Raw genomic sequence first — 12,744 nt, forward strand, 5'->3', positions numbered from 1 at the left:
ACGGAAATGTGAAGCCTCGCGAAATCGATGTAAAGGTATACAACAGCTAACATGCCTTTATTTCCTCCACACAACCAAGCGCTTGACTGGCTTCTCTCCGTCCGGCGCTTGTGGCAAAGTAGCGTTACACAGCGATTGGAGTCGGCGAACGACAACAAGCGGTCGGTTGACGAAAACAAAAAGGATACTCGGTTTGATGTTCTCCTCTATACGCGTGAGCGTCTTGGCACTGTTTTTAATGCTACTTGCGGGGTGTGCCACTGCCCCAGCCCCCACGACTGAGTGGCAGAGTCATCGCGACGCCTTGGCATCGGTGGATAGCTACACCGCACGGGGTAAGGTCGCGTTTATTGCCCCGAGCACGCGTTTTTCTGCCAATTTGTACTGGCGGTATTCGCCCGCCCAATCTCAACTGCGGCTCACCAACTTTCTCGGCACCACCTTGCTGTCGTTAACCATGAATGAACAAGGTGCGGTCTTAATTGATGACCAAGGTGAGCGCTATCAAGATACCGACCCGGCCCGTTTGGTCGCCTATTTGACTGGTGCACACTTACCTGTCGACGCGCTTGCCCCTTGGCTCATTGGACTACCACGCGCACAAGATAGTTTTTCGCTAGGGCCAGATAACCGTGTTGCGACCCTCAACGGGGCGCAAGGCTGGGACATTGACTATCAAGACTACAGCGCTGACACGCAGCCTGCGCTCCCCACACGTATTACCCTGACCCGAGACCAGCAAACCGTTAAATTGATGATTTCTGATTGGACGCTCGATAATGACTGAACCCACCTTTTGGCCCGCGCCTGCCAAACTTAACTTATTTCTCTACATCACCGGCCGTCGCGACAATGGCTATCATGAGCTGCAAACCCTGTTTCAGTTTCTCGACCATGGCGACACATTGGCTATTACGCCGAACGCGAGTGGTAAGATCAGCCTCAGCCCCGTGATAGAGGGGGTGAGTGAAAATGACAACTTGATTGTCAAAGCCGCAAAAGCGTTGCAGCAGCATACAGGATGCCAACAAGGCGCGCACATCGATGTGGAAAAACGTCTCCCCATGGGCGGCGGTCTGGGCGGTGGGTCATCCGATGCGGCCACCACGCTGGTTGCACTCAATCATTTGTGGCAAACCCAAGTAAGCCAACAAACGCTGGCGCAACTCGGCCTGACGCTAGGTGCCGATGTGCCGATTTTCATTTATGGGCAGGCGGCAGTCGCAGAAGGCATTGGAGAAGTCTTTACGCCCGTTGCGCCACGCGAGAAATACTACTTGGTGGTGAAGCCTGACGTGTCTATTTCCACCGCTGCCATTTTCACTCACCCTCAGTTGCAACGAAACACGCCAAAGCGCACAGTTTCTGCGCTTATGGCACAAAAATACGAAAACGATTGCGAAAAGATAGCCCGTAAACAATTCCCCGAGGTTGATAAGGCTGTTTCGTGGCTGCTAGAATACGCGCCGTCTAGGATGACTGGGACAGGCGCGTGCGTGTTTGCCGAGTTTGACACTGCACAAGATGCCCAGGCCACACTCGACACTATGCCTAACTGGCTGACAGGGTTTGTTGCACGTGGGTTGAATCGTTCACCCCTACTTGATGCGCTGCAGCAACAAACCGTCGGTCAGTGACTACTAAATGGATGCAACCCGAGGTTTCCACCGTGCCTGATATGAAGCTGTTCGCTGGTAACGCGACACCCGTTCTCGCCCAACGTATCGCAAACCGTCTTTACATGTCACTGGGTGACGCCACTGTAGGCCGTTTTTCTGACGGTGAAGTGTGCGTTCAGATTAACGAGAATGTGCGCGGTAGTGACGTGTTCGTCCTCCAGTCCACCTGCGCCCCGACCAATGACAACTTAATGGAACTGGTCGTCATGATAGACGCGTTTCGACGTGCATCGGCTGGCCGCATAACCGCTGTTATCCCCTACTTTGGTTATGCTCGTCAAGATCGCCGCGTCCGCTCCTCTCGTGTTCCTATCACCGCAAAAGTCATTGCAGATTTCCTTTCTAACGTGGGTGTTGACCGCGTCCTGACCGTTGATCTCCACGCTGAACAAATCCAAGGCTTCTTCGACGTGCCGGTCGATAACATCTTTGGTACCCCTGTTCTGCTTGAAGACATGCTGGCGAAGAACCTGGAAGACCCTGTGGTTGTGTCTCCTGACATTGGCGGCGTGGTCCGCGCGCGTGCCACTGCGAAGCTGCTGGATGACACTGACATCGCGATTATCGATAAGCGCCGTCCACGTGCCAACGTCTCACAGGTTATGCACTTGATTGGCGATGTTGAAGGGCGTGACTGCATCATCGTTGATGACATGATTGATACCGGTGGCACCCTGTGTAAAGCGGCCGAAGCGTTGAAAAACCGCGGCGCTAAGCGCGTCTTCGCTTACGCGACTCACCCCGTTTTCTCTGGCGATGCTCCGAAGAATATCGCTGAGTCTGTGATTGATGAAATCGTGGTGACGGACTCTACCCCACTGAGCGCCGAGATCCAGGCCACTGGCCGCGTATCGCAATTAACGCTCTCTGGCATGCTGGCCGAAGCGATTCGCCGTATCAGCAACGAAGAGTCTATCTCTGCGATGTTTAACTCGTAAGTTAGCCGCCAGGCATTGAGTTAGCCACAGCAACCGCGCCTAAGCGCCCTGCCTTTGTGCAGGGTGTTTTTTTATCGGCCATTTACCGGTGCTGGCTCGACCCTTTAGTCACAACAATGGTAGGATATGTCGCCTTTTTGCGTGGGCGCGATGCTCACCGGCTACGATGAGTAGACAGATAGCGAGAAACGTTGTGAGTAATCAGATCCGCTTACTAGTTGGATTGGCCAATCCAGGGCCAGAATATGCCCAAACACGCCACAACGCGGGCGCTTGGGTCGTGCAAGAGCTTGCGCGGATCCACAATGCACCGTTAAAAGAAGAAAAAAAATTCTTTGGTTTGACGGGCCGTATCAATGTCCACGGGCAAGATCTGCGTTTGTTGATCCCAACCACGTACATGAATTTGTCCGGGAAGGCCGTGCAAGCACTGGCGAACTTTTACAATATTCCCGTCGACGCCATCATGGTGGCGCATGACGAACTAGACTTACCACCCGGTGTGGCCAAGTTTAAACAAGGTGGTGGGCACGGTGGCCATAATGGCCTGCGTGACATCATCAGCAAACTGGCAAATGATAAATCATTTTATCGACTTCGGATTGGTGTTGGCCATCCGGGTCACAAGGATAAGGTGGCGGGATATGTGCTTACCAAAGCCCCCGCCAATGAGCAGAGTCTGTTAGAACAGGCCACTGATGAGGCGGTTCGCAGCCTTGAAATACTGCTCAAAGACGATCTTGCTAAAGCGCAAAATCGTTTACATACCTTCAAAGCACAGTAATTTTGATTAAAGGGTTACCATCTCATGGGTTTTAAATGTGGCATCGTGGGCCTACCAAACGTAGGTAAATCCACACTATTTAACGCACTGACCAAAGCGGGCATTGACGCCGCTAACTTTCCATTTTGTACCATCGAGCCAAACACGGGCGTGGTGCCTGTGCCTGACCTACGCTTGGATGCGTTAGCCAAGATTGTGAACCCACAAAAAGTGCTACCGACCACCATGGAGTTTGTCGATATCGCCGGTTTGGTCGCAGGTGCGTCACGCGGTGAAGGCCTGGGTAACAAATTCCTGGCCAACATTCGTGAAACCGACGCCATTGGCCATGTGGTGCGCTGTTTTGAAAATGACAATATTGTCCATGTGTCGGGCAAAGTCGATCCTGCTGATGACATTGCCGTGATTAACACCGAACTGGCGCTCGCCGATTTGGAAAGCTGTGAGCGCGCGATGCAGCGCAACGCCAAAAAAGCCAAAGGCGGCGACAAAGACGCCAAGTTTGAGCTGACGGTATTGGAAAAACTGCTGCCTGTACTAGAAGAAGGCAACATGTTGCGCTCGGTCGAGTTGAGCAAAGAAGAAGAAGCGGCGGTGCAATACCTCAACTTCTTGACGCTCAAGCCCACCATGTACATTGCCAACGTCAACGACGATGGCTTTGAAAACAACCCGTACTTGGACCAAGTCCGCGACATCGCCGCTAAAGAAGGCGCGACCGTGGTGGCTGTGTGTGCGGAAATTGAAGGCGAAATTGCCGAGCTGGACGCCGAAGAAGCGGCCGCGTTCTTAGATGAAATGGGTCTAGAAGAGCCGGGCCTAAACCGCGTTATTCGCGCCGGTTACGAGCTGCTTACCTTGCATACCTATTTCACCGCAGGGGTGAAAGAAGTGCGTGCTTGGACGGTGCCGATCGGCTCTACCGCGCCACAGGCGGCAGGTAAAATCCACACCGACTTTGAAAAAGGCTTTATCCGCGCCGAAGTGGTTGGCTATGATGATTACATTGCTAACAATGGCGAAAGCGGTGCCAAAGATGCCGGTAAGTGGCGCCTGGAAGGCAAAGAGTACATTGTTAAAGACGGCGATGTCATTCACTTCCGTTTCAACGTTTAACGCGCAAGCGTTAAGCCCCTCTGGGTGTGTTGTCGAGACCCCACCCTATTGATTTTGAGCCAGCCTGCGGGCTGGCTTTTTTTTATTTGAATCGCGCTAACCTCAGGCTAAGCGTTAGTCTTGGACGCATATTGTTGACAAAAACCGCACAAACTGGTGAATAATGCAGCCAACGAGATGAAAATCATAAAAAAATGGCCAGCCATACTTGACGCTCTAGCTCTCGATCCGCATAATCCGTTCCGTCTTAAGGCTTTCGCCTTACAGCGTGGCTACGTAGCTCAGTTGGTTAGAGCACATCACTCATAATGATGGGGTCACAGGTTCGAATCCCGTCGTAGCCACCATTTATTTTTGTAATTTGGCAGCGTTTTTATTGCCGAGTTACCCACCTTTTGCGGAGGTGGCGGAATTGGTAGACGCGCTAGCTTCAGGTGCTAGTGTCCGAAAGGACGTGAGGGTTCAAGTCCCTCTCTCCGCACCAAGTTAGGCAACGCCTACTGGGGTATCGCCAAGCGGTAAGGCAACGGGTTTTGATCTCGTCATTCCCAGGTTCGAATCCTGGTACCCCAGCCATATTAAAAAGCCCACACCTTGTGGGCTTTTTGCGTTTGGGCGTTCATGTTTACCGCATCGGTTAAACCACAATCCCCAGCTTGGCGAGTTCTGCGCGACCTTGCTGTGCATCGGTAAAAGGGATGCCCGCCATGCCTAGCGCTTTCGCGCCTTCGACGTTCGCGACTTTGTCATCCAAAAACACGCAAGAAGCTGGGTCGAGATGGTAATCATCCAACAAGCGTTGATAGATGGCGGGCTCGGGTTTCAAACAGCCCACTTCCGCTGACACAATCGCACCATCAAACAGTGACCAAAACGTATAGCGCTGTTTTAAGAACGCCACGATTTCGCGCACATTATCGGTTAACGCATAAACCCCGTATCCGGCCTCTTTGGCCGAGCGAAGCAAATCAACACTGCCGTAAAGACAAATCTGAGTCTGTTTGATGTAATAAAACAGCGCCTCAAGCTGCGCGGGGCTTAGCGCCGTGTCATCGGCAAAACGCTGCTTGGCTTGCGCCTCGGTGAGCCTGCCACGGTTCAGCGCTTGCCAGGTATCGCTCTGAAAGATTTGATTGGCATGCGCGTGGGCATCCGCCGCGTCCCCTAAGGTTAAGCGGATAATTTCTTCTGGTGACCAACGCACGATCACATTGCCAATATCAAAAATAATGTTCTGGTAGTTAGCCATATCACGTCCTTGTTATTGTCACCAAGACTATAGCCCAAGTGCATATTTCAACACCTGCTTTTTCACCGGGCCACTGTGTTCAGCCAGTTTAAACACTGCATTACGTGCCAGTTTTAAAGGCGTCACTTGGTTACTGAACACGGCATAAAACACATCCATCCCGGTTTGCATCATCATGTTATCCGTACGGCGTGCCTTTTCGTATGCCTTTAACGTTGACTCCGCTTGCCATTGTGCGCCCGCATCGGCACAGGCATCCAGCAGTGCAGCGACGTCTTTAAAGCCTAAGTTCACCCCTTGCCCTGCCAGCGGGTTAATGGTGTGGGCGGCATCACCAATCACTACGACCCCATTACGATGGTACTGCTGAGCATGACGGCGTGTCAGTGGAAACGCGCCCCAGTTGATGGGGGTGACGTCGCCCACTTGTGGTGGGAAATGGCTCACGATCTCAGCTTTGAGCTGTTCGGCATTGAGCTGACACAACTGTTGAATTCTCGCTGGGCTGTCATACCACACTAGCGAGGCATTGTGGCCACAAAGCGGCAACAGCGAGCGTGGTCCGGAGGGGAAAAACTGCTGCCAGGTAATGTCTTGTTGGGGCGCAGCGGTTTCGACATGGATGAGCATGCAATGCTGACGATAATCCCAGCTAGTGAGGCCGATTTGCGCGTAGTCTCGCACTTTGGAATGGGCACCATCCGCGCCGATAAGCCAAGGGGCACTCAGGGTGTCACCACTGTCTAATTGGACTTGATGCAGCTCGCCCGCCTGCGTCATACCCGTGATCGAGGCCGGTGAGACGAGGTGCAAATTGTCAAAACGAGCAAACTGTTGCCACAGACCAAGTTGAATCAAGCGGTTCTCGACCATATATCCTAATTGTGGCAAGTCGAGTTGGTCAGCACTGAAACACACACGGCTGTCTTCCGCTTCCCAGGTTTCTAGGCGGCGATACGGGCAAACACGCATGGCTTCAACACTGGCCCACGCACCGAGATCCTTGAGCAAGCTCACCGATGCCTGAGAAATCGCCGAAACGCGCAAATCCATCGGTTGTGAAGGTTCAAAAGGCTCAGGGGGCTGGCGCTCAATTAACGCCACCTGGCGACCTTGGCGAGCAAGCCCAAGTGCCGCCGCTGCGCCAACCATGCCACCGCCGACTATAATAACTTCAAATTGATTCATGACCGTCTCTTTGTGCCGTTGATGCAAGCATTCTACTGAAGGTAAACGAGAATTCGATATCAATCCGATCAAAGTGAGGGCAAATTCGCTTTTCCGAGCGGGCCTTTGTCGCGTCCGCTCAAACGTTTAGCCGGATCGACGTGATTTCTCCGAACCTGTGATCTGGTCAGCGATATTGGAAAGCAGTACAATACGCGGCTTGCCAAGCTGATTGACTGATTAAAAACCATACAGCTTGAAAGGGTAATGTCGTCCATAAGATTAACAATGAGCGTGAAGTTACATGGCTAAGAAACTGCTGATCAAAACCTGGGGTTGCCAAATGAATGAGTATGACTCATCCAAAATGGCAGATCTGCTCAATTCTGCCGGTGGCTATGAGCTGACCGAACAACCAGAAGACGCAGACGTTCTCCTTCTCAATACTTGCTCGATTCGAGAAAAGGCACAAGAAAAGGTATTCCATCAACTCGGGCGTTGGAAAACCCTCAAAGACAAAAACCCAGAGCTGGTGATCGGTGTCGGTGGCTGTGTGGCAACTCAAGAAGGCGACCATATTCGTGAGCGTGCGCCTTATGTGGATGTGATTTTTGGCCCGCAGACCTTGCACCGCCTGCCAGAGATGATCAAGCAGTCACGCTCGGATCATGCGCCAGTGATGGACATTACCTTCCCAGAGATCGAAAAATTCGATCGTCTGCCTGAGCCTCGTGCAGAAGGGCCGACCGCCTTTGTCTCGATCATGGAAGGCTGTTCCAAATACTGTACGTTCTGCGTGGTGCCTTACACCCGTGGCGAAGAAGTCAGCCGCCCGCTGGATGACGTATTGTTCGAAATTGCACAGCTGGCTGAACAAGGTGTGCGTGAAGTGAACCTGTTGGGACAAAACGTGAACGCCTACCGTGGCGACACCCATGACGGTGATGTATGCACGTTTGCAGAGTTGCTGCGTTATGTCGCGGCGATTGATGGTATTGACCGTATCCGTTACACCACCAGCCATCCGGTTGAATTTACCGATGATATCATTGAGGTGTATCGTGATACCCCTGAGGTTGCAAGTTTCTTGCACCTGCCGGTACAAAGCGGCTCAGATCGGATTTTGACCATGATGAAACGCCCGCACACGGCGATTGAGTACAAATCAAAAATCCGTAAGTTGCGTCAGGTGCGTCCGGATATCACCATCAGCTCTGACTTTATCGTGGGCTTCCCGGGGGAAACCGAGCAAGATTTTGAAGCGACCATGAAATTGATTAAAGATGTCGATTTCGATATGAGCTTTAGCTTTGTTTACTCGTCTCGTCCAGGCACGCCGGCTGCCGATATGCCAGACGATACCCCGGAGCAAGTGAAAAAAGAGCGTTTATACCGCTTGCAACAACAAGTGAACAGCCAGGCTATGCGCTATTCGCGCATGATGCTGGATACCGAACAACGTATCTTGGTTGAAGGCCCATCACGCAAAAATCTGATGGAGTTGCGTGGTCGTACCGAGAACAACCGAGTAGTCAACTTTGAAGGCTCTGTCGATTTGATTGGCCAATTTGTTGACGTCAAAATAACTGAAGTGATGCCAAACTCGCTGCGCGGCGAGCTGGTTCGTACCGAAAAAGATATGGACTTGCGTGTCGCCGTCTCGCCAACCGAAATCATGGCGAAGACGCGCAACGAAAACGAGCTTGGTGTTGGTGTTTTCACGCCATAACGCGTTCATCAATTCAACGGCGCCGGGTAACCGGCGCCGAAAGCGAGGATAATCTTGTCTAAAATCATCTCTCTTGACCTGAACCTAGAACCTGCCGACAACACCCGTCTTGCCAACTTATGTGGCCCGTTTGACGATAATATCAAACAGCTTGAGCGCCGCTTGGGTGTGGAAATTAGCCACCGCCATAATGCATTTACTGTGATGGGCAAACCCCATACAGCCAATGCCGCGGTCGATATTTTAAAGCGCTTATACGTCGACACTGCCCCTGTGCGTGGTAGCTCTCCAGACATTGAGCCCGAAGCGATTCATTTGGCGATCAAAGAGTCGGGCGTGTTGGAGCAAAACACCGAGTCGAGCATTCCTTACGGTAAAGAAATCAACATCAAGACCAAAAAAGGGGTGATCAAACCGCGTACGCCCAACCAAGCGCAGTACATCGCCAACATGGTCAATCATGATATCACCTTTGGTATCGGCCCTGCGGGGACGGGTAAAACCTACCTTGCTGTTGCGGCGGCGGTGGATGCGCTTGAGCGTCAAGAGATCCGTCGTATCCTCCTGACGCGTCCTGCGGTTGAAGCCGGTGAAAAGCTGGGCTTTTTGCCCGGTGACTTAAGCCAAAAGGTCGACCCCTACTTGCGTCCCCTTTACGATGCGCTCTTTGAAATGCTCGGCTTTGAACGGGTGGAGAAATTGATCGATCGTAACGTGATCGAGGTGGCACCTCTTGCTTATATGCGTGGCCGAACCTTGAACGATGCCTTTATTATCTTGGATGAGAGCCAGAACACTACAGTCGAGCAGATGAAGATGTTCTTGACGCGGATTGGCTTTAATTCACGGGCCGTGATCACCGGTGACGTGACTCAGGTCGACTTACCGCGCAATGCGCGCTCAGGCCTGCGCCATGCGATTGAGGTACTCGCGGACGTGAACGAAATTAGCTTCCACTTTTTCCAAGCAGATGATGTCGTCCGCCACCATGTGGTCACCCGCATTGTTCAAGCCTACGATAAGTGGGAAGCGGAAGACGCCAAAGCGCGAAAAGAAGCCGAGGCACGTCGTCGAGAAGCGCGTGAAGCCCAGCAAGTGGCTGCGCAGCCTGCCACCACTGACTCACAGGATCCGTCATGAGCTACTATGTCGATGTGCAAATTGCCTGTGAGAACGAACAAGGCTTGCCCAGTGACGATCAGCTCCAAGCTTGGTTTGAACAGGCCGTGCGCACCGCTCGGCCCCAAGCAGAAGTGACGATACGCATCGTCGATGAGGGCGAGAGCCAAAGCCTTAATCGCGATTATCGCGGCAAAGATAAACCCACAAATGTGTTATCTTTTCCGTTTGATGCCCCCCCTGGGGTGGAGATTGATTTACTCGGTGATTTGGTCGTGTGTCGCCAAGTTGTTGAACAAGAAGCACAACAACAAGGCAAAGCACTGATGGATCATTGGGCACATATGGTTGTCCATGGTAGCTTACACCTACTGGGTTACGACCATATTGAGGATGATGAAGCCGAGCAAATGGAGGCGCTGGAGCGAGAGCTTCTCGCCGCTATGGGGGTCAGTGACCCTTATGCTAACGACTTCATCGAGCGTTAACCAACTGAATGAAATTGAATGAACGACGATAATTCGCAAAACTCAGACGGTCCGAGTAGGAAGACCTTCTTCGAGCGGCTGGGTCAGTTTTTCCAAGCTGACCCAAAAGACAGACAAGAACTGGTGGACTTGTTTCGAGACTCAGAGCAAAACGCCCTGATCGATCATGACACTCGGGACATGCTGGAAGGTGTAATGCAAATCTCTGACATGCGTGTGAGAGATATCATGATACCCCGTTCGCAGATGGTAATCGTTGAACGATCGCAGTCATTGGAAGCGATCATTAATATTATTATTGATGCCCAACACTCTCGTTATCCTGTGATCAGCGATGACAAAGACCATGTTGAAGGCATTTTGCTTGCGAAAGATTTGTTGCGCTACCTGCGCCCAGATGCCGAAGACTTTGACATCGAAAAAGTGTTACGCCCCGTGGTGGTGGTACCTGAGAGTAAACGCGTGGATCGTTTGCTCAAAGAGTTCCAAGAAGAGCGCTATCACATGGCGATTGTCATTGACGAGTTTGGGGGCGTGTCAGGGGTTGTGACCATTGAAGACATTCTCGAAGAGATCGTCGGTGAGATCGAAGACGAGTACGACGACGAAGACGAGCAGGAAATTCGCCAGCTCAGCCGTCATACATTCTCGGTCAAAGCCCTGACGACCCTGGAAGACTTTAATGAGCATTTCGGTGCTCAATTCCAAGACGATGTGGTAGACACCATCGGTGGTCTGGTGATGACCAGCTTTGGCCATCTCCCTGATCGCGGTGAAGAAGTCGACATTGGTGATTATCACTTTAAAGTGACGGCCGCCGATAGTCGTCGTATCATTCAGCTACAAGTCACTATCCCAGACAGTAGCGAAGTTAACAGTGAAAACGCCTAACCGTTTATACCAAAGCGGGCAGTCATTACTGGCTGCCGCTTTTGGTGCCTCCGCCACCCTCGCCTTTTCTCCCTTCTCGTACTGGCCATTGATGCTGGTTGCCTTGTGGGGCTTATTCACTCTGCTACAAAACGCCTCGCCCAAGCGCAGTGCGTGGTTGGGGTTTTGCTGGGGACTGGGCCAATTTACCACCGGCGTTAGCTGGGTTTACGTCAGCATCGATCATTTTGGTGGCATGCCTGCCATCGCCGGCTTGTCGTTGATGGCACTGCTGATTGCTTATCTCTCCCTCTACCCGGCGTTATTTAGCGCATTGGTCAACAAGCTGTCCATTCGTCAGCCCGGTATCAAGTGGTTAATCCTCGCCCCCGCCTTATGGCTGGTGATTGATTGGCTTCGAGGCTGGGTGTTTACCGGCTTTCCTTGGTTATGGCCTGGCTACAGCCAAATCGACAGCCCACTGGCTGGCATTGCTCCTGTGCTCGGGGTACAGGGGATCACGCTTGTCTTGGCTATACTGGCTGGCCTGCTCGCACTCATCACGCCTCGCTGGGGTCATTGGCAAGGACAAGCACGTTATGGTGCGGTCGCCGCGGGGTTAGGGCTGGTCGCGGTCAGCTATGGCCTCGGCAGCATTAACTGGGTAACAAAAACCGACCAACAACAGCAAATTTCGTTAATTCAAGGCAATGTGCCGCAAGCGCTGAAATGGCGCCCCGATCAGCGCTGGCCGACGCTAATGAAGTACTTGGATTTAACCCGCCAGCATTGGGACAGTGATGTCATTATTTGGCCAGAGGCCGCCGTTCCCGCTCTAGAGCGCGAACTGCCCCGTTTTTTCTCCCAGCTTGATCAAGCCGCCAAGCATAATCAAACCACGGTGATCACTGGCGCGCTCGACCAAAATGAGCAGGGCGCGTACTTTAACAATGTACTGGCACTGGGCGCAGGGACGCCAGCGTATCGCTATCCGGCCCCCACCCAATACAGCAAGCATCACTTGCTACCGTTTGGCGAGTTTGTGCCCTTTGAGGGGCTATTACGCCCGCTCGCGCCGCTGTTTAACCTGCCAATGTCATCATTTTCACCAGGTGAGCCGGTTCAGCCCGCCCTGCCCGCCAACGGCTGGGACTACATTACCGCGCTTTGCTATGAAATAGCCTTTCCCGCGCAAATCCGCGACAACTTGAACGCGGACAGCGACGCAATTATTACGCTATCGAATGATGCGTGGTTTGGTCGCTCAATTGGCCCTTGGCAACACCTTGAAATTGCTCGAATGCGCGCACTTGAATTTGGCCTACCAGTAATACGGGCCACCAACAACGGTGTCACGGCCTTGGTGGATGAGCACGGCAAGCTTGAAGCGACGCTGCCTCAGTTTGAAACCCAGGTGCTGACCACGCAGATAACCGGGACGGAAGGCATCACGCCTTACCGCCAATGGGGCAATACGCCGCTGTGGCTTTGGGTCATGATCAGTGGCTGTTTGGGCGTAATGGTTTGGCGTCGCGATACCCGTAAACCAAGTAAAATCTCAACAAACCTCTGACATTGCCAGCAAGAGACTGACGTAACCTGATT

General features: G+C 52.5%; 12 protein-coding genes and 3 tRNA genes. 13 read left to right on the plus strand and 2 right to left on the minus strand.

Annotated features, from left to right (window positions below; translation table 11 throughout):
* Nucleotides 1–196: 196 nt before the first annotated feature.
* The 8 genes from lolB (at nucleotide 197) to BGL48_RS02025 (ending at nucleotide 5,093) form a co-directional block, all read left to right on the plus strand.
* Nucleotides 197–787, plus strand: a complete 591-nt coding sequence (lolB, locus tag BGL48_RS01990) for a lipoprotein insertase outer membrane protein LolB (protein ID WP_069361084.1) — start codon at nucleotides 197–199, stop codon at nucleotides 785–787.
* Nucleotides 780–1,637, plus strand: a complete 858-nt coding sequence (gene ispE / locus BGL48_RS01995) for a 4-(cytidine 5'-diphospho)-2-C-methyl-D-erythritol kinase (protein ID WP_077607689.1) — start codon at nucleotides 780–782, stop codon at nucleotides 1,635–1,637. The genes lolB and ispE overlap by 8 nt, the downstream gene beginning before the upstream one ends.
* 32 nt (nucleotides 1,638–1,669) lie before the next feature.
* Complete coding sequence (locus tag BGL48_RS02000; RefSeq protein ID WP_046073862.1) at nucleotides 1,670–2,617, plus strand: ribose-phosphate pyrophosphokinase; 948 nt, start codon at nucleotides 1,670–1,672, stop codon at nucleotides 2,615–2,617.
* A 193-nt stretch (nucleotides 2,618–2,810) separates the two neighbouring features.
* Nucleotides 2,811–3,401, plus strand: a complete 591-nt coding sequence (gene pth, locus BGL48_RS02005) for an aminoacyl-tRNA hydrolase (RefSeq protein ID WP_046073696.1) — start codon at nucleotides 2,811–2,813, stop codon at nucleotides 3,399–3,401.
* A 24-nt stretch (nucleotides 3,402–3,425) separates the two neighbouring features.
* Entirely contained in the window at nucleotides 3,426–4,517 is a 1,092-nt protein-coding gene (gene ychF / locus BGL48_RS02010) for a redox-regulated ATPase YchF (protein ID WP_069361086.1), read from the plus strand.
* Nucleotides 4,518–4,787: 270 nt separating this feature from the next.
* A tRNA-Met gene (locus BGL48_RS02015) sits at nucleotides 4,788–4,864 on the plus strand.
* Nucleotides 4,865–4,914: 50 nt separating this feature from the next.
* Nucleotides 4,915–5,001: transfer RNA gene (locus tag BGL48_RS02020), tRNA-Leu, on the plus strand.
* Between the two features lie 17 nt (nucleotides 5,002–5,018).
* Nucleotides 5,019–5,093: transfer RNA gene (locus tag BGL48_RS02025), tRNA-Gln, on the plus strand.
* 61 nt (nucleotides 5,094–5,154) lie between these two features.
* Here the strand turns inward: BGL48_RS02025 and BGL48_RS02030 are convergent.
* Both BGL48_RS02030 and BGL48_RS02035 read right to left on the minus strand, forming a co-directional pair.
* Complete coding sequence (locus BGL48_RS02030) at nucleotides 5,155–5,766, minus strand: HAD family hydrolase (RefSeq protein ID WP_069361087.1); 612 nt, start codon at nucleotides 5,764–5,766, stop codon at nucleotides 5,155–5,157.
* Nucleotides 5,767–5,793: 27 nt separating this feature from the next.
* The gene (locus tag BGL48_RS02035; RefSeq protein ID WP_069361088.1) at nucleotides 5,794–6,954 is read right to left on the minus strand and encodes a 2-octaprenyl-3-methyl-6-methoxy-1,4-benzoquinol hydroxylase; all 1,161 of its coding nucleotides are present in this window, start codon (nucleotides 6,952–6,954) and stop codon (nucleotides 5,794–5,796) included.
* Nucleotides 6,955–7,237: 283 nt separating this feature from the next.
* Here BGL48_RS02035 and miaB point away from each other — a divergent pair, with 283 nt between their 5' ends.
* Genes miaB through lnt form a run of 5 tightly spaced genes read left to right on the plus strand, consistent with a single transcriptional unit; the run spans nucleotide 7,238 to nucleotide 12,712 of the window.
* The gene (miaB, locus tag BGL48_RS02040) at nucleotides 7,238–8,662 is read left to right on the plus strand and encodes a tRNA (N6-isopentenyl adenosine(37)-C2)-methylthiotransferase MiaB (protein WP_069361089.1); all 1,425 of its coding nucleotides are present in this window, start codon (nucleotides 7,238–7,240) and stop codon (nucleotides 8,660–8,662) included.
* A gap of 54 nt (nucleotides 8,663–8,716) precedes the next feature.
* Nucleotides 8,717–9,802, plus strand: coding sequence for a PhoH family protein (locus tag BGL48_RS02045; protein ID WP_077485401.1), 1,086 nt, complete (start codon nucleotides 8,717–8,719; stop codon nucleotides 9,800–9,802).
* On the plus strand, nucleotides 9,799–10,269 hold the full coding sequence (ybeY, locus tag BGL48_RS02050) for an rRNA maturation RNase YbeY (protein WP_069361091.1): 471 nt from the start codon (nucleotides 9,799–9,801) through the stop codon (nucleotides 10,267–10,269). Before BGL48_RS02045 ends, ybeY begins: the two co-directional genes overlap by 4 nt.
* 18 nt (nucleotides 10,270–10,287) lie before the next feature.
* Complete coding sequence (gene corC / locus BGL48_RS02055; RefSeq protein ID WP_069361092.1) at nucleotides 10,288–11,160, plus strand: CNNM family magnesium/cobalt transport protein CorC; 873 nt, start codon at nucleotides 10,288–10,290, stop codon at nucleotides 11,158–11,160.
* Nucleotides 11,147–12,712 (plus strand): apolipoprotein N-acyltransferase, encoded by a 1,566-nt coding sequence (gene lnt, locus BGL48_RS02060; RefSeq protein WP_069361093.1) that lies wholly within the window; start codon nucleotides 11,147–11,149, stop codon nucleotides 12,710–12,712. The genes corC and lnt overlap by 14 nt, the downstream gene beginning before the upstream one ends.
* Nucleotides 12,713–12,744 lie beyond the last annotated feature (32 nt).

This window comes from Salinivibrio sp. SS3 (assembly GCF_001722105.1).
GTDB lineage: Bacteria > Pseudomonadota > Gammaproteobacteria > Enterobacterales > Vibrionaceae > Salinivibrio > Salinivibrio kushneri.

What these genes read in the sequence shown, in the direction of transcription:
- lolB (WP_069361084.1), top strand. Translation starts at nt 197, where the DNA reads ATGTTCTCCTCTATACGCGTGAGCGTCTTGGCACTGTTTTTAATGCTA.
- ispE (WP_077607689.1), top strand. Translation starts at nt 780, where the DNA reads ATGACTGAACCCACCTTTTGGCCCGCGCCTGCCAAACTTAACTTATTT.
- ychF (WP_069361086.1), top strand. Translation starts at nt 3,426, where the DNA reads ATGGGTTTTAAATGTGGCATCGTGGGCCTACCAAACGTAGGTAAATCC.
- BGL48_RS02030 (WP_069361087.1), bottom strand. Translation starts at nt 5,766, where the DNA reads ATGGCTAACTACCAGAACATTATTTTTGATATTGGCAATGTGATCGTG.
- BGL48_RS02035 (WP_069361088.1), bottom strand. Translation starts at nt 6,954, where the DNA reads ATGAATCAATTTGAAGTTATTATAGTCGGCGGTGGCATGGTTGGCGCA.
- miaB (WP_069361089.1), top strand. Translation starts at nt 7,238, where the DNA reads ATGGCTAAGAAACTGCTGATCAAAACCTGGGGTTGCCAAATGAATGAG.
- ybeY (WP_069361091.1), top strand. Translation starts at nt 9,799, where the DNA reads ATGAGCTACTATGTCGATGTGCAAATTGCCTGTGAGAACGAACAAGGC.
- corC (WP_069361092.1), top strand. Translation starts at nt 10,288, where the DNA reads ATGAACGACGATAATTCGCAAAACTCAGACGGTCCGAGTAGGAAGACC.